The following is an 18,041-nucleotide window of genomic DNA, read 5'->3' on the forward strand; positions in this document are numbered from 1 at the left end:
CCTACTCCCAAAAGTAGTTTTTACTCGATGAAAACCGCTTAATACCGTATGATTAAAGGAGGAAGGTGAATTTATTTGAAAGCTTATATTTTAAAATTATCATTTGAGCACGTAGATCCGAAGGTGTGGAGACGGGTTATTCTGCCGGCAGATGCGACATTTAATAGACTTCATGAGACCATTCAATACGTGACAAATTTCCGAAGCACGATGGAAGCTTATCATTCCTTTGGAATAGCAACAAACGATAAATACATTACGAATAATGAAACGATCTTACATGAGTATAAAGGAAAGAAGTACGAAGGTAGAGAGGTTAAACAGCCAACCCGTATCAAGATTGACCCGTATCTTCAGGAAATGGGTCACCTCATTTATAACTACGACTTCGGAGACGATTGGCGTATTCGTATAGAGCTAGAAGAGACAGTTGAGGATTACTATTTTGGTTTTCCTACTATATTAGAGGGAGAAGGAACTGCCCCACCCGAAGATGTCGGTGGTCCCCCAGGGTTTGAAGAGTTTAAAGAAATTATGGATAATCCAAATCATCCTGATTACTTACATATGTTTGGATGGGCAGAGCAACAGGGGTATAAACCATTTGATATAGACAGAACAAATGACTTGTTAAAATTTGTGAAATACAAAAAAACAGAATGGGACAAAATCGACCATGATAACTATCTTGTTCTTTCGGATAAGTATCGAGGTGTGAAATCCACCCCACAAGGTGACATAGAAGACAAGGAAACCGTATTAAAGTATGTAGTTGCTTGTACCAACCTTTATGGGGTCATTGATTTCCCTAAATTTCTAGAGATTTATAATGCACAAAACAATAAAGCATTGACGAGAAATGAATTATTGTCATTGATTGAAACTTCTATGGAATCGCTACAAAATCAATTTGTACGTGTGGATAAAGATGAATTCATACATACAACGATACGTCCCAATGACTATAAAATCATAAAGGATAATGCGAACGGGAAGCCTTATTATATCCCAGCAAAGGAAGAGCTTCTTCGATATGCGGATGCGAACTATTATGAAGCAACAATCTATCAAGAAAAGCTTGCTTCCATGATGCAAAAGGATTTCTTTGGTGGCAGCTCCTTAATGATTAAAGAAAACATGGATCAACTAATCCGTGAGATGCAAACAGTCGGCAGTAGTATTAATATGGTGGCACAGCAATTTGCGGTACGTCATCAAATACAAGAACAGGAACTTTTTAATAAGTATGTACAGGCAATTGCCTTCGTATCTGTAACAACTCGCCTTTGGATCAATAGAGGACATACGCCTCACGAGATCACATTGATGGAGCAGCCAGACCTAAAAATAGCCTCAACTAAATCAGAGACTACAAAAACTGATACAAAGGTTGGCCGAAATGACCCTTGTCCTTGCGGCAGTGGTAAAAAGTATAAAAAATGCTGTGGTAAATAAGTTAGGGAAAGAGATCAGGACAAAAGTTCCCTCAAAATAGAGCGTAGTTGTTTTCCATTACAGCGGACGCTTTCCGGGGGCACGACTTCAATCTCCTCGTCGCCTTGCTCCTGCGGGGCTTTCAGCTCGTGCTTTTCCCCCAGGAGTCGCCGCTCTCCTCTCCAAACAACAATAATAGAGAGTTTTTTATTAAAATCGGTTACCACTAAAGTAAAGACGTGAAATCAGCAACTTGATTTCACGTCTTTTAATTTATTGACTAGTTATATCCCAGCTCTTTTATATTTCAAAAAATTTCTCAGAATGCATTTTACCTTTATAATACGTGCGTTCTGCAAAAGTAATGTTTTGGTTTTCGTCCATTAGCAAAACAGTCGAGGAGCGTGTACCGTAGTTTGGCATTTTGATAAACAGAGGAGATAGGCTGCGTTCAAGCTCTATTCCTACACCAGTATCAGGAAGCTCAGAATCCTTTGCTACACTCTCGTCTGTTAACAAGTCAAATAGAGGTCCTACTTCTATGTTATCTAATAGAAGATGTTCAGCTAAACTCTGCTTTCCTTTTTCTACCTTAGGCCAAGGTGTATTCAAGGTATGATTGCTTAAGCTATGTGTACCAGGTGAAACTTCATTCATTTCATCAAGGATGTTGTTATAGTGGAACAATTGATGGCTATCCCCAATGACAATATTATAGCCGCCATAGCTGTCTCTATTTTTCTTTAATTCCTCGATAAAATCTAGTGGGTCCTGATGTCCGATCAAAAAGTTGCGCACAATTTCTCCTCGAGAAAGATGACCGGGCTCAAGCTGTGGATCACGAAAGTTTGTCAACGCAGCAAAGCGACCAGCTTTAGAAACTCCAAGCCATGTACCCATTTGCAGTAAATCACGTCCTGCAAGTATAGATGGATGGTCTTCCCAAAAATGAGCGGATTCAGTCGGACGCTCATAAAATTCATCCCGATTGGCAACAACTATTAGCGGATAGGTAGGATGAGTTTGAAATTGAAAATTAACAAGACACATAATGATTGCTCCTCTTTATACTAGTTTGTCAGATGATAACAGAAACTCTACTTATATACTTACCTTATTATATCAACTCGAATTTAACGAGTGTCTGCTTTTATTGAGGAAAAGTGGTAGGATAAAATGGAATAAACGATTTAATGGAGATGAACGATATTGAGTAATACACATATTTTTTCTAAACGCGAAGAGCTAGCAAATGCAATCATACACGGAGTTGGTACGATTTTGAGTATAGCTGCACTTGTTATTTTGATTGTTTCATCCGTCAAGTATGGGGATGCATGGCATGTGGTGAGTTTCACCCTGTTTGGAGCATCCATGGTGCTATTGTTTACGTCGTCGACCCTGGTACATGCTTTTCCGGCAGGGAGAGCTAAAGACTTTTTTGAAATCATGGACCACTCCTCTATTTATTATCTGATAGCAGGCTCCTACACACCACTTCTATTTATAGTAGTAAAAGGGCCGCTTGGTTGGACGTTGTTTGGTATCATGTGGGGGCTAGCAATAGCAGGTACTGTGTTCAAAGCCTATTTTGTTAAGCGTTTTTTACATACCTCCACGATTCTATATGTAGTGATGGGCTGGCTAATAGTATTTGCATGGAAGCCCCTAATCACGAACATGTCTACAGAGGGCCTTGTTTTATTGGCACTTGGTGGCTTGCTATATACCGGAGGAGCAGTCTTTTACGTGTGGAGAGGCTTTCCATATCATCACGCAGTATGGCATGTATTTGTTCTTGTAGCTGCTATTTTAGTTTTCTTCGCTATCATGACACTATTGCCTATACCTGCATAACCAAGGAGGATATCATATGTATGACCCAACTGTCTTCGAAAATATAAAGGTTGCATTTGAAAATCATGTATATGATCTAGACAATATAGAACGTAAAATAAATATAATTAACCGAACAGACCGGATGGACTTCTCCATCTTAAAAAGAGAATTTTCTATTGAGTTTGTCCTATCCGATAAACCAGCAGTCTCGGCTGAAATTATAATAGAGGCATCCTTGGAGGAGCTCGCCTCTGAAATTATGGAGATACCCGGAAAAGATCCAGGATGTACACTCCAGTTAAAATTTCAAAAAGATATAATGGATGTGTCTGCAGAGTGTAAGAGTATTGAGTTAGCCCTAAAGCAAATATGGGAAGGTGACATAACCATCAAGCAGCATGTGAGCTTTGAATACGGACACTTGGAGGAAAACTATGTAAATACAATTTCGCTAAGCTTCCAGCAAAAAATCAAAGAGGATAATATAAGTGAAATAGATGACTTCCTCACTAGTGTAATCGAATCGCTGGAACTTCTTCATCACATAAAATAAATTAAAGCAGCAGAAAGTAAGGGGATTACTTTTCTGTTGCCTTTTTTATATAGAAAGAAGACATATCTTATTTTAATAAATTCTGGATAGCTAGAAGAAGAAACGGGCTGTGTAGACGCATGATAAACTAACCAATAGAAGGATAGTAAATTAAGATATAGTTTACAAGACATATACGCACCATTAAAAAGCCTTTGATAGTGCTGATTTTGAAGAGGTAATAAAACTCCAACAGTATCTTTTTAAAAAAGTTTTTAAAAAGTGTTGACTTATAATATAAACGAGAGTAATATAGTAGAAGTCGCCAAGAGGTAAACAAGTTTGGCTGACACAATGAACATTGAAAACTGAACATGCAAAACGTTAAGACATACAGCATCAACAAGCTTCGGCTTGATTGACGCAAAACAATTTTTGACATCATTTAATGATGATGCCAGCAAAACAAAATGAGCTTTTTAAGTTCTCTATTATGGAGAGTTTGATCCTGGCTCAGGACGAACGCTGGCGGCGTGCCTAATACATGCAAGTCGAGCGGATGATGAAGAAGCTTGCTTCTTCTGATTTAGCGGCGGACGGGTGAGTAACACGTGGGCAACCTGCCCTGTAGATTGGGATAACTCCGGGAAACCGGGGCTAATACCGAATAATCCATTACCTCACATGAGGAAATGTTAAAAGACGGCATCTCGCTGTCACTACAGGATGGGCCCGCGGCGCATTAGCTAGTTGGTGAGGTAACGGCTCACCAAGGCGACGATGCGTAGCCGACCTGAGAGGGTGATCGGCCACACTGGGACTGAGACACGGCCCAGACTCCTACGGGAGGCAGCAGTAGGGAATCTTCCACAATGGACGAAAGTCTGATGGAGCAACGCCGCGTGAGTGAAGAAGGTTTTCGGATCGTAAAACTCTGTTGTGAGGGAAGAACAAGTACGAGAGTAACTGCTCGTACCTTGACGGTACCTCATTAGAAAGCCACGGCTAACTACGTGCCAGCAGCCGCGGTAATACGTAGGTGGCAAGCGTTGTCCGGAATTATTGGGCGTAAAGCGCGCGCAGGCGGTCCTTTAAGTCTGATGTGAAAGCCCACGGCTCAACCGTGGAGGGTCATTGGAAACTGGGGGACTTGAGTACAGAAGAGGAAAGCGGAATTCCAAGTGTAGCGGTGAAATGCGTAGAGATTTGGAGGAACACCAGTGGCGAAGGCGGCTTTCTGGTCTGTAACTGACGCTGAGGCGCGAAAGCGTGGGGAGCAAACAGGATTAGATACCCTGGTAGTCCACGCCGTAAACGATGAGTGCTAAGTGTTAGGGGGTTTCCGCCCCTTAGTGCTGCAGCTAACGCATTAAGCACTCCGCCTGGGGAGTACGGTCGCAAGACTGAAACTCAAAGGAATTGACGGGGGCCCGCACAAGCGGTGGAGCATGTGGTTTAATTCGAAGCAACGCGAAGAACCTTACCAGGTCTTGACATCCCGCTGACCGGCCTAGAGATAGGCTTTTCCCTTCGGGGACAGCGGTGACAGGTGGTGCATGGTTGTCGTCAGCTCGTGTCGTGAGATGTTGGGTTAAGTCCCGCAACGAGCGCAACCCTTGATCTTAGTTGCCAGCATTCAGTTGGGCACTCTAAGGTGACTGCCGGTGATAAACCGGAGGAAGGTGGGGATGACGTCAAATCATCATGCCCCTTATGACCTGGGCTACACACGTGCTACAATGGACGGTACAGAGGGTCGCAACCCCGCGAGGGTGAGCAAATCCCATAAAACCGTTCTCAGTTCGGATTGTAGGCTGCAACTCGCCTACATGAAGCCGGAATCGCTAGTAATCGTGGATCAGCATGCCACGGTGAATACGTTCCCGGGCCTTGTACACACCGCCCGTCACACCACGAGAGTTTGTAACACCCGAAGTCGGTGGGGTAACCCTTTTGGGAGCCAGCCGCCGAAGGTGGGACAGATGATTGGGGTGAAGTCGTAACAAGGTAGCCGTATCGGAAGGTGCGGCTGGATCACCTCCTTTCTAAGGATATATTCGGAATACAGATCTTTATCTGTATCTTAACGTTTTGCAGTTCAGTTTTGAATGTTCATTCTATATGAGCATTTAAAGCTTTTTAACTTGTTCTTTGAAAACTGGATAAAACGACATCAAAAAAAGAAACAAACGCAAGATATTCAAATTGTGATCACTTACGTGATTGCAAGTGTAGTACTTTTAACTTTTAGGTTAAGTTAATAAGGGCGCACGGTGGATGCCTTGGCACTAGGAGTCGATGAAGGACGGCACTAACACCGATATGCTTCGGGGAGCTGTAAGTGAGCTTCGATCCGAAGATTTCCGAATGGGGAAACCCACTGCCCGTAATGGGGCAGTACATTTGCGTGAATACATAGCGCATCTGAGACACACCCAGGGAACTGAAACATCTAAGTACCTGGAGGAAGAGAAAGAAAATTCGATTCCCTGAGTAGCGGCGAGCGAAACGGGAAGAGCCCAAACCAAGAGGCTTGCCTCTTGGGGTTGTAGGACACTCTATACGGAGTTACAAAAGAATGAGCTAGACGAAGCGACCTGGAAAGGTCCGCAGGATAGGGTAAAAGCCCCGTAGTCAAAAGTTCATTCCCTCCAGAGTGTATCCTGAGTACGGCGGAACACGTGAAATTCCGTCGGAATCCGGGAGGACCATCTCCCAAGGCTAAATACTACCTAGTGACCGATAGTGAACCAGTACCGTGAGGGAAAGGTGAAAAGCACCCCGGAAGGGGAGTGAAATAGACCCTGAAACCGTGTGCCTACAAATAGTCAAAGCCCGTTAACGGGTGATGGCGTGCCTTTTGTAGAATGAACCGGCGAGTTACGATTACATGCGAGGTTAAGTTGAGAAGACGGAGCCGCAGCGAAAGCGAGTCTGAATAGGGCGAATGAGTATGTGGTCGTAGACCCGAAACCAGGTGATCTACCCATGTCCAGGATGAAGGTGAGGTAACACTTACTGGAGGTCCGAACCCACGCACGTTGAAAAGTGCGGGGATGAGGTGTGGGTAGCGGAGAAATTCCAATCGAACCTGGAGATAGCTGGTTCTCTCCGAAATAGCTTTAGGGCTAGCCTCAAACGTTAGAATCTTGGAGGTAGAGCACTGTTTGGACTAGGGGCCCATCCCGGGTTACCGAATTCAGACAAACTCCGAATGCCAATGATTTATGTTTGGGAGTCAGACTGCGAGTGATAAGATCCGTAGTCAAGAGGGAAACAGCCCAGACCACCAGCTAAGGTCCCAAAGTATTTGTTAAGTGGAAAAGGATGTGGCGTTGCTTAGACAACCAGGATGTTGGCTTAGAAGCAGCCATCATTTAAAGAGTGCGTAATAGCTCACTGGTCGAGTGACGCTGCGCCGAAAATGTATCGGGGCTAAACAAATCACCGAAGCTGTGGATTGATACCTTTGGTATCAGTGGTAGGAGAGCGTTCTAAGGGCGTTGAAGTCAGACCGGAAGGACTGGTGGAGCGCTTAGAAGTGAGAATGCCGGTATGAGTAGCGAAAGATGGGTGAGAATCCCATCCACCGTATGACTAAGGTTTCCTGAGGAAGGCTCGTCCGCTCAGGGTTAGTCGGGACCTAAGTCGAGGCCGATAGGCGTAGACGATGGACAACAGGTTGATATTCCTGTACCACCACCCCACCGTTTGAGTGATGGGGGGACGCAGTAGGATAGGGTAAGCGTGCTGTTGGTTATGCACGTCCAAGCAGTGAGGTGTGAGTGTAGGCAAATCCGCACTCTGTAACATTGAGCTGTGATGGCAAGGACGTATGTCCGGAGTTCCTGATTTCACACTGCCAAGAAAAGCCTCTAACGAGGTGGGAGGTGCCCGTACCGCAAACCGACACAGGTAGTCGAGGAGAGAATCCTAAGGTGAGCGAGAGAACTCTCGTTAAGGAACTCGGCAAAATGACCCCGTAACTTCGGGAGAAGGGGTGCTCTTTTGGGTGAATAGCCTAGAAGAGCCGCAGTGAATAGGCCCAGGCGACTGTTTAGCAAAAACACAGGTCTCTGCAAAACCGTAAGGTGAAGTATAGGGGCTGACGCCTGCCCGGTGCTGGAAGGTTAAGAGGAGTGCTTAGCGCAAGCGAAGGTGCGAATTGAAGCCCCAGTAAACGGCGGCCGTAACTATAACGGTCCTAAGGTAGCGAAATTCCTTGTCGGGTAAGTTCCGACCCGCACGAAAGGCGTAACGATCTGGGCACTGTCTCAACGAGAGACTCGGTGAAATTATAGTACCTGTGAAGATGCAGGTTACCCGCGACAGGACGGAAAGACCCCGTGGAGCTTTACTGTAGCTTGATATTGAATTTTGGTGCAACTTGTACAGGATAGGTAGGAGCCTTAGAGCCCGGAGCGCCAGCTTCGGAGGAGGCGTCGGTGGGATACTACCCTGGTTGTATTGAAATTCTAACCCATACCCGTAACCCGGGTAGGAGACAGTGTCAGGCGGGCAGTTTGACTGGGGCGGTCGCCTCCTAAAGTGTAACGGAGGCGCCCAAAGGTTCCCTCAGAATGGTTGGAAATCATTCGAAGAGTGTAAAGGCAGAAGGGAGCTTGACTGCGAGACCTACAAGTCGAGCAGGGTCGAAAGACGGGCTTAGTGATCCGGTGGTTCCGCATGGAAGGGCCATCGCTCAACGGATAAAAGCTACCCCGGGGATAACAGGCTTATCTCCCCCAAGAGTCCACATCGACGGGGAGGTTTGGCACCTCGATGTCGGCTCATCGCATCCTGGGGCTGTAGTCGGTCCCAAGGGTTGGGCTGTTCGCCCATTAAAGCGGTACGCGAGCTGGGTTCAGAACGTCGTGAGACAGTTCGGTCCCTATCCGTCGTGGGCGTAGGAAATTTGAGAGGAGCTGTCCTTAGTACGAGAGGACCGGGATGGACACACCGCTGGTGTACCAGTTGTTCTGCCAAGGGCATCGCTGGGTAGCTATGTGTGGACGGGATAAGTGCTGAAAGCATCTAAGCACGAAGCCCCCCTCAAGATGAGATTTCCCATTACGCAAGTAAGTAAGATCCCTCAAAGACGATGAGGTAGATAGGTTCGGGGTGGAAGCGTGGCGACACGTGCAGCTGACGAATACTAATCGATCGAGGACTTAACCAAATGGTTTGTTTCTAATATGATGTCTTTTATCCAGTTTTGAGTGAACAACTCAAAAGTCTAGTGATGATGGCGAAGAGGTCACACCCGTTCCCATACCGAACACGGAAGTTAAGCTCTTCAGCGCCGATGGTAGTTGGGGGTCTCCCCCTGCAAGAGTAGGACGTCGCTGGGCACCAAAGAAAGTCGTTACCGAGTAATCGGTGGCGGCTTTTTTGTTTTGTCTTTTTTTAAAGTCTAAGGATAACCTCTATTTTACTAGAAGATTTAATCTTTCACCTGAAACCTCACATTATTTTAAACTAAACAATATTAATGTTACTCTAGTAATAGATAAATAAAGTAAGGGGGATTCTATGTTCTTAGAGGATCTAACAAAAAAATTACAGCATAGTCAGCCACTATTTATTGGTGAGGATACAGCTCTGCGCTCAGCCATTCTCCTTCCACTTGTGCAAGTGGAAGGAGAATGGCATATGTTGTTTGAGGTGCGTTCCTTAACGATGCGAAAACAGCCCGGAGATATTAGTTTTCCAGGCGGTCGTATCGACACTACAGATGCCTCTCCATTGGAAGCTGCAATAAGAGAAACACATGAAGAGTTAGGAATAGACCCGACATCTATAAAAATTCTTGGTCAATTGAGCCCTTATATTGCTTCTTCATCTTTCGTAGTCTATCCATTTGTGGCGACCATTGATCATCACCAAATCGAAAATTACAACAAACAAGAGGTTGAAGAAGTATTTACAATACCAATTAGCTGGCTATTAGACTATGAGCCTTATATGCACACTGTCTCTGTTCAATCTATGCCACCGATGGACTTTCCTTATGAAAAAATATTTAATGGGGACAAATATCAATGGAGACCTAGAGATATTGAGGAATGGTTTTACGATTATAAAAACTATACAATCTGGGGATTAACTGCACGAGTGTTAAAGCATTTTATAGAAACGATCAGAAGTATTAAGAGGTAAGCAAAAAACTCTATGTAGGTCACTATGATAAAGGAAACAAAAACTTTAAAAAGTATTTCAAAAAGATTCTCTACTGTTTAGAGGGTCTTTTTATTTTTGTAGTAATAATTCCAAAATACTATATCTCTTTAATTCTAAATGCTTATTTTTGTATAACTTACCTTGTTTCTTCTGAATCATTTTAGTGCTAAATACTAGACTTCTCTTTACCTTTCTATATAAAAAATGGAATATTATAGATAATGTAAGATTGCTAGAGGAGGAGAAATTATGTCTATCTGGTGGGGAATATTGTATAATAAAGAAAATTGGAAATGCTTCATTATACCCGATTCAACGAGGGTATGCCTATGAAAATACTAGACGTAGACTTACTTCAAGATGGATTGCAACGTAATATAGCTATGTTGGAACGTTTGCAAAATGAAGTGGGGAATATTCAAAACACAGTTAAAGAACTAGTAGCAATGGAGGAAGTATTGAAAGGGGCTGGAGGTAGTGCAATCCGAGGCTTTTACTCGGATGTTCATTTACCTTTCCTTCATTTTTTCCTTACTTTCTCAGATAGTTACAAGCAAAAGCTTCAACAAATTGAAGCTGCTCTTTTGTCGTTAGAACCAGATACGGCAGGGTATATCCTGGAGCAGTTTTTAGAGGGAGAGCTGGAACAAGGACTGACGCTGATTGCCAACATAACAGAAAGACTTACAAACGAAGCAAACAGTATCATGGATACAGTAAGTGATATCGTTGCGCTACCTCATCTTAATGATAGTGAGGTACAAGAAGGAGTTCAAAATTCTAAAAAGAAACGTGACGACACGATTTTACAGCTGCATGAATTCGATAGCTCTCAAACCACATCACTAACCACAGTAGAAGAAGATATTCAAACTATGGGCAATTGGCTTACGGATATGGAGGGAATGTTTACAGCAGGGGTAAAGGACATTACTTTCCAGCCGAGTCAGTGGAATGCAATTACGTTTGGAAGTGAGATTCGGACAGAGCTATTCCCGAAGGTATATTTAGATCCTAATAAACTATGGGTAGAAGAAAGAGACAAAATAATCGGCACGATGATCACTGCCAAAACCTTTCAAGCGCTAGAGCTGAAGAGGATGATTACAATTGATGAAAACGTGGGAGAGAATATCCAGTACCATCAATATGAAAATGGTTTATTGATAAAAGAGTACTCAGAAAACGGGACAGTATACTACGAAATCGTTTCTAAAGTAGAATACAAGGAAGAAGTAGTCCAAGTTAAGCCACCAAAAGAAAATAAACTGTTGGATGGTTTTCAATTTGTATTAGATCTAGCGGGACTGGTTCCTGTATACGGAGAAATAGCAGATGGTTTAAACGGAGTAATCTATTATGCTAGAGGAGATAAGCTAAACGCATCGCTCTCCTTTGCGGCGATTGTTCCATTTTTAGGCTGGGGAAGTACTGGGACTAAAATTGCAAATAAAGGACGTAATTTTTTTCAGCCCAAAAACGTCCTAAATGATAAAGTAGTAGAATCTGTATCTACATCCGTTTATCGTGATATGGCGAATAGTCCACTGATTGGATCGCAGTCACGATTAAACCTGTTTACTAGCTTACAGAATGGAACACCGAATGCCAACAATAGTCCCTTCATGTTCAACATGCCAACAGGGAAAACTCCAGCAACATCTAAAACTCCCAGTGGCGGTGTTAATCCAGAGATCCAGAACCCGAACGTTGCCAATAAGACCCCCGATTTGGACGGCAATGGAGCGAATACAAATAAAGGACAAGCATCTGCTGTTCAGCCGCCATCTAAAGGGAATACACCTGAAGCCAAAAGTGCGGTTGCCAGCTCTACTAAGGGGAATCCAAATGAGCAGATACAGGATCTGCCGAAGGTCGTTGGTGGCAATGGAGATCACATAAACCTGAGCAACACTACGATTCCAAACAAATCTACTAAAACAGTGACTACACCAACGGCAAAAGCGAACAACCCAGCCCCCGTTAGTAGCGGAAAAGCAAATGTGAAATCAGAAACACCAAATTCGAATATACAGGCTAAGCCAAAAGTTGTTGGAGGGAATGCAGATTATACAGCTCCTCCTAAAAATGCGAAGACAATTAATACTCCATCTGCAAAGGTGGATACTACACCAACAAATAAAAGTATTGATAGTAATGTGAATGCAGATGTAAAGAGTGTGGATGTTGAGACTAAGGGTACGGGTAAGAACTTACTATCAAATGACGGGAAATTTAAAGATTCTAAATTGGAGTCTGATTATGAAAAGTATCTTGCACGTAAAGGAAAGATTGATAAAACTCCCCGAGAAAGATTAGAATGGAAAAAAACAAGAGATTATTGGTTAAACGATTCTCCCATGGCAAGGGGGAATAACTTTAATAAAACTGCAAGGGAAGACAGATGGTATCCTTATGATGAGGTACATTTAAGTAACGGAAAAAGATTAGACTCTTATGACCCAATTAAAGGGGAAATAGTCTCTAGGAAAGCGACCGATTTAATTGAAATTGATATCAAAACATTTGAGAAGTATTTAAAAGAACTAAATAATAAGTATCCTGCCGGAACTAAAATTCGCTCAAATAAATATGAAAGAATAGACGGTACTATATTACAAGGAAAACAAATATTAGAGATTCCAGCAACAAATAAAAATTTCACTCAAATAGAAGAATATATTAAGCTAGCCAAAGACAAATATGATGTTGAAATTAGATTCAGGAGGGAATAATTAATGACATACGATCTAGAACCGGAAATAAGAGATGTACTGAAGAAAATTGATTTTGTCAAAAGATATAAAAATTTGGCAGAAAAGTTTTCAAATAAAGAAAATAAACTAAGTAACTATGAAAATGAAAGAGTAATAGATATTTTTGAATCACTTGGTTATCAAACACGTTATATGAAAAAAGAAAATTTTTTTATTGTCGGAGAAGTAAAAAATAAGGATATATATACTTTTAGATTCAATATATCTTTAAAATATGGGGTAGTTGAATTAATTTGGTCTGTAAGACATAAGGGAGTTATAAAGGCCGGAGACCCATGGGATATATTTGCAAGATTATTATCTGATGATACAGAATCAATTCCTACAATATTCTTTCATAGCTATGAAGAATTAAAAGAAATTATGATGATTGCATTTGAAATGTACGAGGATTTTAAACGTGAATTAATTGAAGTTTATTCTTCCGAATAACTAGTGCTAAATTTTTGAGTAGAAAGGGGTTTCAGGATGAGTGTTTCCATTTATTACACAGCGAAACGTAAACAAAAACTAACCCATACTGAACAAGAAGCGATTAATCAATTATTGGAGAAGTATTCTGTTGATGAGGAAATAGATGAATACTTAAAGACTGGAGAAGGTCATAATTGGACAAGTTTTACTATCTATGATTCAAAAAATCCGACTGCTTATGACGTGATTTTTGAGGGATCAACGGAACTACCGAATAATAGTGAATATGCGATGTTTGATGGGGTGGATCATTGGGCTTCGTTACTTGCAGACATTCGTAATGTCATTGATGGTGCAGAATGGGATGTCCATGTAGATGACCACAATCTCGTATGGGATGAGGAAAGTTTAGAATATGACCTAACAAAATAGATCAAGTTCAGTAGAGAGAATTCTCGTAACCTTGAAAGCTTATATGCCTTTCAAGGTTTTTTAACGTATGTGGACTGAAGTACAGTAACACTTAATTTAGAATAATGATAACCCTGTTATTCTAATTCCAAATAACTAATTAACTGAAAATTAATATTTCTTTCGAATCATTTTAGAGTTATAGGTGAGTCCACACTTTACCTTTCAATATAAAAAATGGAATATTATAGATAATAATAGATTACTATAGGAGGAGAGATTATGTCTATAATATGTAAGGAAGTGTTATATAATAAAGCAAATTGAAGATATTTAAGCCTTGATTCTATGAGGGCACGCTTATGAAAACGTTAGATGTCGACCTACTTCAAGATGGGTTACAACGCAATGTGGCTATGCTGGAACGTCTAGAAACGGAAGTAAGTAATATTAGTGATTCTATTAAGGGACTTGTTGCAATGGAGGAAGTATTGAAGGGCGCTGGAGGCAGTGCAATTCGAAATTATTACTCGGAAGTTCATCTCCCATTCCTGAATTACTTCCTTTTGTTCATAAAAAGGTTCAAGGAACAGCTTCAACAAATAGAGACAGCGCTCACATCGTTAGAGCCTGATACTGCTGGTCACATCCTTGAACAGTTTTTAGAAGGAGAATTGGAGCAGGGACTTACCCAGATTGGTACTTTGACTGAAAGATTTACCAACGATGCGAACAGTATTATGGAGACCGTCAGTGATATCGTTGCCTTACCACCCCTAGATGATAGCGAGGTGCAAGAGGGAGTACGAAATTCCAAAAAGAAACGTGACAACACAATTGCAGATCTACATCAATTTGATACTTCCCAGACTACATCATTAAGCACCGTTGAACAGAATCTACAAGAGTTAGGCTTATGGATAATACTTATGGAAGGAATGTTTGGTGCAGGGGTAAAAGTCACTTCTTTCCAGTCCAGTCAATGGAAAGCAATAACCTTCGGTAGTGGGATTAGAACAGAACTCTTTCCTAAAGTATTCTTAGATCCTAACAATCTATGGGTAGAAGAATATGAAGAGTTAATTGGAACAACGATCAATTCGAATACTTTTGAGACCCTTGAAGAGATGAAAGTCTCGCTAATTGAAGAAAACGTTGGAGAAAATATAAAGTACCATGCGTACGCAAATGGTTTGATCATTAAAGAGACTATCAATATTGGATAATCACTGGCGAAAATTTATTTCAAAAGGAGAATGACGATGAATAAGACAGAAACCTTTACTATAATGAAAGAAATGTTTGGGAAAGAGGGAAGCGAGGAACAAGTAGAAGGGCTTACACTTATAATTGATGGCAAGTTAAAAGAAGTCTTTGATACGATCATCGAGAAGTCAGATGACTACAATAATTATACTGACGTACTTAGTAGTGTGGTTGTACACGGGGTAAATGGAATTATTAATGAGCTTAAATAATTGCATGCTATAAGAGTTTATTGGGATAAGTTAAAAAGTTTAAATGAAATCATACAAAGAAACAACTAGCAGGTGATTATGGTCAAATACCATCATAATCAATCTACTTTTTTCTCTTTTTCTTCCATGAATTTTAGTAATATCTAACTCTTGTTTGGCAATTGGGTATGCTGATAAAGATTAACTGTACATAGGCCAATATTCAAAAAGAAAGAAGCTAGTAAGTGGCTATTCTATAAAAATGTAAGGCTAGGAGGTTAATGTCTTATGAATTTATATTTTTTAGAGCCAGAGGTTGCTGGTGGGCATGGTGAACAAACAATTTATGGAAAGAAAGAAAGTGTAATAAAAAAAGGAGTTTCAGGTAGAGTTGAGTTCTTACACTATGAGTTTGAAGGATGGTTAGGAGATGACCTTTTGGAGTCAATACCAGCCTTTATAGTATCGAGCCGTTTAGGAGAAGAGTTAGTAAAGGATGGGATTAATGATTATAGACTTGAAAGGTGTCTTGTTACTATGAGTGAGAGGTTTAAGGAGCTATTACCTGATTGTAACCTCCCTTCCTTCAGTAGATTAATCCCATTTGGAACAATTGAAGTAGAAGGAAAAAGCTTTAAGGAATGGTCGGGACATCACTTCTCTTTATCATCAAAAGGTGAACTAGTTGTTACTATAGAGGCACTAGAATGTTTAAAGAAGTTATCGATTGAAAACTGTGAGATTACAATTCTTACTCATTCATAACTTGAAAAGAAAAACTCTACATTATTATATATAGGGGAATGTACACCTTCCTTACAAAAGGATGGAGCCAAGTAATGACTAAGCTTTTAAGTATAAGTAACATTTGAACATTCAAATCTTAAAGGATCAGCCTTAGCTTACTCATCCTCAACCTCTAGCAAATAGATTCCTTCTTTAAATCCTCCGCGCTTCTTCTTTTTGGCAAGGCGGATTTGCTCGAGCTCCTGATATGTAGCTTCATGAACGGGAAGAGCTGCATGGATTAATTCTAGTATATCTGCAAGCTCTTCAAGTGCGTCTTTTCGGTTATCCGTTGCTTCAAATTCCTTCACTTCTTCATATAATTTGTTTTTCACTTCGGTCAAATGCTCGGATTTATCTAAAATGCGCGTGGAAAACTTACTTCCAGATTTCTCGATTACCTGGGGGATTTGATCACGTACTAGCTTGTTGTAAACTGGCAAAATTGTTCCTCCTTACTATTGATTTAGTTTGCTACTGTTGATATTAATCTTAAACCTTTCGTATATCTCTTTACAAATGAATTATATAGTAGAGGTCTCCTTAACCTATTACCTGCTGCCTATAATAGGACGGGCTAATATTATGATTGGCCTTAAACAGCTTAGAAAAGTAGTTGGCGTCATTAAAGCCACTTTTTGCTGCTATTTCGTTGATAGTTAGGTTGGTCTCCTGAAGTAGCTGCATGGCATGGTTGAGTCGCTTCTTGGTAACGTATTGCTTGAAGGTCAAAGCGTTTGTTTTCGAGAAAAGCATACTTATATAACTAGGACTGATTCCTAGAAAATTTGCGAGTTCGTCAAGGCTAAGCTTATCGTCTGTATAATGGAGGTCGATGAAGTCCAATGCGGCATTTACGTAGTCGAACTGGCCTTTTTCTTTTTGTTTTTCCACCTGATTCATTATGTCCTGACAGAGGAGAACGATTTCCTGGATAATCGTGTAAAGGACTGGATGATTTAGAATGAGTTCAAAGAGTTGATTGTAGCGATGTTCCAAATCTATTCGTTTTTCCATTTGGTATTTAAGCATGAATCTCCGAATTTGTGCGAGAATGCTAGTCAAATGGATGCGAATAGTGTCGGGATGATAATACGTTTTGATGGTAGAGATGCTATATAAAAAATGCTTAATTGTCTGTACGTCATTTTGCTCTAAGCTCGACATCCAAAGTCGTTGCTGCTCCATTGTTAAGAATGGTTCCAAACCTTGAAAGGTAGGAAGTTCGCTCACAAGAAAAATCTGCCCAAAGCCATGCTGAAAACGTAGTTTTAGAGTTTCTTTTATAGCTTGGTACATATCCTTTACAGATTTTCTCGGTAAATCATAGATAGCTATATTTAAGTTGGCATTCTGTGAGTTAGACCATTCCCTTATAATTGCCTTTGCTTTTTTACGGAGCTCCTCTAGTGTTTCTTCTGTTGAGAATGCCACAATACGTTTAGAAAGGGGGAAGAGAGTCAAATGATTTAGAGATTCTAGCCAATGAAAAAGCTGTTCATTCTGCTCCAAAATCTCAGACTCTAACATCAGACAAAATGTAAATTCTTGCTCTATCTCATACCGATCTAAAAATAAAGAAGGGTAAATCGAATGCTCTCCTATTAAAGGTAGACTCTCTTGCTGTACTTTTAATTCATTTCTCACTGCATGAGTTAAATATTGTTTAAGCAGGCTTAAGTCAATTGGTTTCACCAGTAGAGTGAGTGCTCGCAGGGACAGTGCTTCTAAAGCATGCTTAAAAAGCGGCTCTGCAGTCATCCCGATGATGTGAGCAGAATGAAGCGATAATGCTTTTCTCAATCGATTCGAATCACCATGAGCAAGTAACTCCATTTCGAGTAAGATAACCTCTGGGCTTTCGGCCTCGATTTTCTCCACTGCTTCCTTAAAATTTCCTGCCTCTAAAACAGTCATAACATCCAACTGATATCGCTTGATAAACCACTCTATACCATTTCTTTCTGTTTGATCCCTGTCAATAATTAAGAGCTTCACTTTGGCACCCCTATTCATTGTTTAGTTTGAAATCAATCGGTAGAGATTTTCTTATGATTTTATTCCTTAATTCATAAAATCATAAATTATTCTCTATTTATCTTTATAAAATTCCAGCTCATCTAATAAAATTCCTTTATTTTAAACCTGGATTATATATATATTATTTTTTCTGAATTTTATAATTAAATAAAAAGGAGTGGTGGGTTTGGT

13 protein-coding genes and 3 rRNA genes are annotated in these 18,041 nt (G+C 40.9%); 13 read left to right on the top strand and 3 right to left on the bottom strand.

The features are described 5' to 3' along the window. The first annotated feature begins 75 nt into the window (after nt 1–75). Nucleotides 76–1,455, top strand: coding sequence for an IS1096 element passenger TnpR family protein (locus MKX96_RS03000; protein ID WP_340881854.1), 1,380 nt, complete (start codon nt 76–78; stop codon nt 1,453–1,455). A 279-nt stretch (nt 1,456–1,734) separates the two neighbouring features. Here the strand turns inward: MKX96_RS03000 and MKX96_RS03005 are convergent, their stop codons facing one another. Next, nucleotides 1,735–2,484 carry an NRDE family protein gene (locus MKX96_RS03005; protein WP_340881855.1) on the bottom strand — a complete coding sequence of 250 codons (750 nt, stop codon included), beginning with the start codon at nt 2,482–2,484 and terminating at the stop codon, nt 1,735–1,737. A 159-nt stretch (nt 2,485–2,643) separates the two neighbouring features. Between MKX96_RS03005 and trhA the strand changes: the two genes are divergently transcribed. The 12 genes from trhA (at nt 2,644) to MKX96_RS03065 (ending at nt 15,809) form a co-directional block, all read left to right on the top strand. Continuing rightward, nucleotides 2,644–3,291 (top strand): PAQR family membrane homeostasis protein TrhA, encoded by a 648-nt coding sequence (gene trhA / locus MKX96_RS03010; RefSeq protein WP_340881856.1) that lies wholly within the window; start codon nt 2,644–2,646, stop codon nt 3,289–3,291. Between the two features lie 16 nt (nt 3,292–3,307). After that, nucleotides 3,308–3,826: a hypothetical protein gene (locus MKX96_RS03015; protein ID WP_340881858.1), complete on the top strand. Its 519-nt coding sequence runs from the start codon at nt 3,308–3,310 to the stop codon at nt 3,824–3,826. A 469-nt stretch (nt 3,827–4,295) separates the two neighbouring features. Further along, a 16S ribosomal RNA gene (locus tag MKX96_RS03020) occupies nt 4,296–5,850 on the top strand. Between the two features lie 205 nt (nt 5,851–6,055). Next, nucleotides 6,056–8,984 (top strand): 23S ribosomal RNA (locus MKX96_RS03025). A gap of 56 nt (nt 8,985–9,040) precedes the next feature. Then, nucleotides 9,041–9,156, top strand: a 5S ribosomal RNA gene (rrf, locus tag MKX96_RS03030). Together the 16S, 23S and 5S rRNA genes form the textbook arrangement of a ribosomal RNA operon. Before the next feature lie 181 nt (nt 9,157–9,337). Continuing rightward, complete coding sequence (locus MKX96_RS03035) at nt 9,338–9,964, top strand: NUDIX hydrolase (protein WP_340881859.1); 627 nt, start codon at nt 9,338–9,340, stop codon at nt 9,962–9,964. A 350-nt stretch (nt 9,965–10,314) separates the two neighbouring features. Continuing rightward, entirely contained in the window at nt 10,315–12,720 is a 2,406-nt protein-coding gene (locus MKX96_RS03040) for a T7SS effector LXG polymorphic toxin (RefSeq protein ID WP_340881860.1), read from the top strand. A 3-nt stretch (nt 12,721–12,723) separates the two neighbouring features. Next, complete coding sequence (locus tag MKX96_RS03045) at nt 12,724–13,194, top strand: hypothetical protein (protein WP_298472364.1); 471 nt, start codon at nt 12,724–12,726, stop codon at nt 13,192–13,194. A 36-nt stretch (nt 13,195–13,230) separates the two neighbouring features. Further along, nucleotides 13,231–13,608: a hypothetical protein gene (locus MKX96_RS03050; RefSeq protein ID WP_340881862.1), complete on the top strand. Its 378-nt coding sequence runs from the start codon at nt 13,231–13,233 to the stop codon at nt 13,606–13,608. A gap of 341 nt (nt 13,609–13,949) precedes the next feature. Beyond that, nucleotides 13,950–14,813: a ribonuclease YeeF family protein gene (locus tag MKX96_RS03055; protein WP_340881864.1), complete on the top strand. Its 864-nt coding sequence runs from the start codon at nt 13,950–13,952 to the stop codon at nt 14,811–14,813. Nucleotides 14,814–14,849: 36 nt separating this feature from the next. Then, a complete protein-coding gene (locus MKX96_RS03060; protein WP_298472369.1) occupies nt 14,850–15,065 on the top strand; it encodes a hypothetical protein in 216 nt (71 codons plus the stop codon). 267 nt (nt 15,066–15,332) lie between these two features. Further along, on the top strand, nt 15,333–15,809 hold the full coding sequence (locus tag MKX96_RS03065; RefSeq protein ID WP_340881865.1) for a hypothetical protein: 477 nt from the start codon (nt 15,333–15,335) through the stop codon (nt 15,807–15,809). Nucleotides 15,810–15,946: 137 nt separating this feature from the next. Here the strand turns inward: MKX96_RS03065 and MKX96_RS03070 are convergent, their stop codons facing one another. Next, nucleotides 15,947–16,273, bottom strand: a complete 327-nt coding sequence (locus tag MKX96_RS03070; protein WP_340881867.1) for a nucleoside triphosphate pyrophosphohydrolase — start codon at nt 16,271–16,273, stop codon at nt 15,947–15,949. Between the two features lie 100 nt (nt 16,274–16,373). Next, nucleotides 16,374–17,828, bottom strand: a complete 1,455-nt coding sequence (locus tag MKX96_RS03075; protein WP_340881868.1) for a helix-turn-helix domain-containing protein — start codon at nt 17,826–17,828, stop codon at nt 16,374–16,376. Between the last annotated feature and the right edge of the window lie 213 nt (nt 17,829–18,041).

The organism is Psychrobacillus sp. FSL W7-1493 (genome assembly GCF_038004905.1).
Classification (GTDB): domain Bacteria; phylum Bacillota; class Bacilli; order Bacillales_A; family Planococcaceae; genus Psychrobacillus.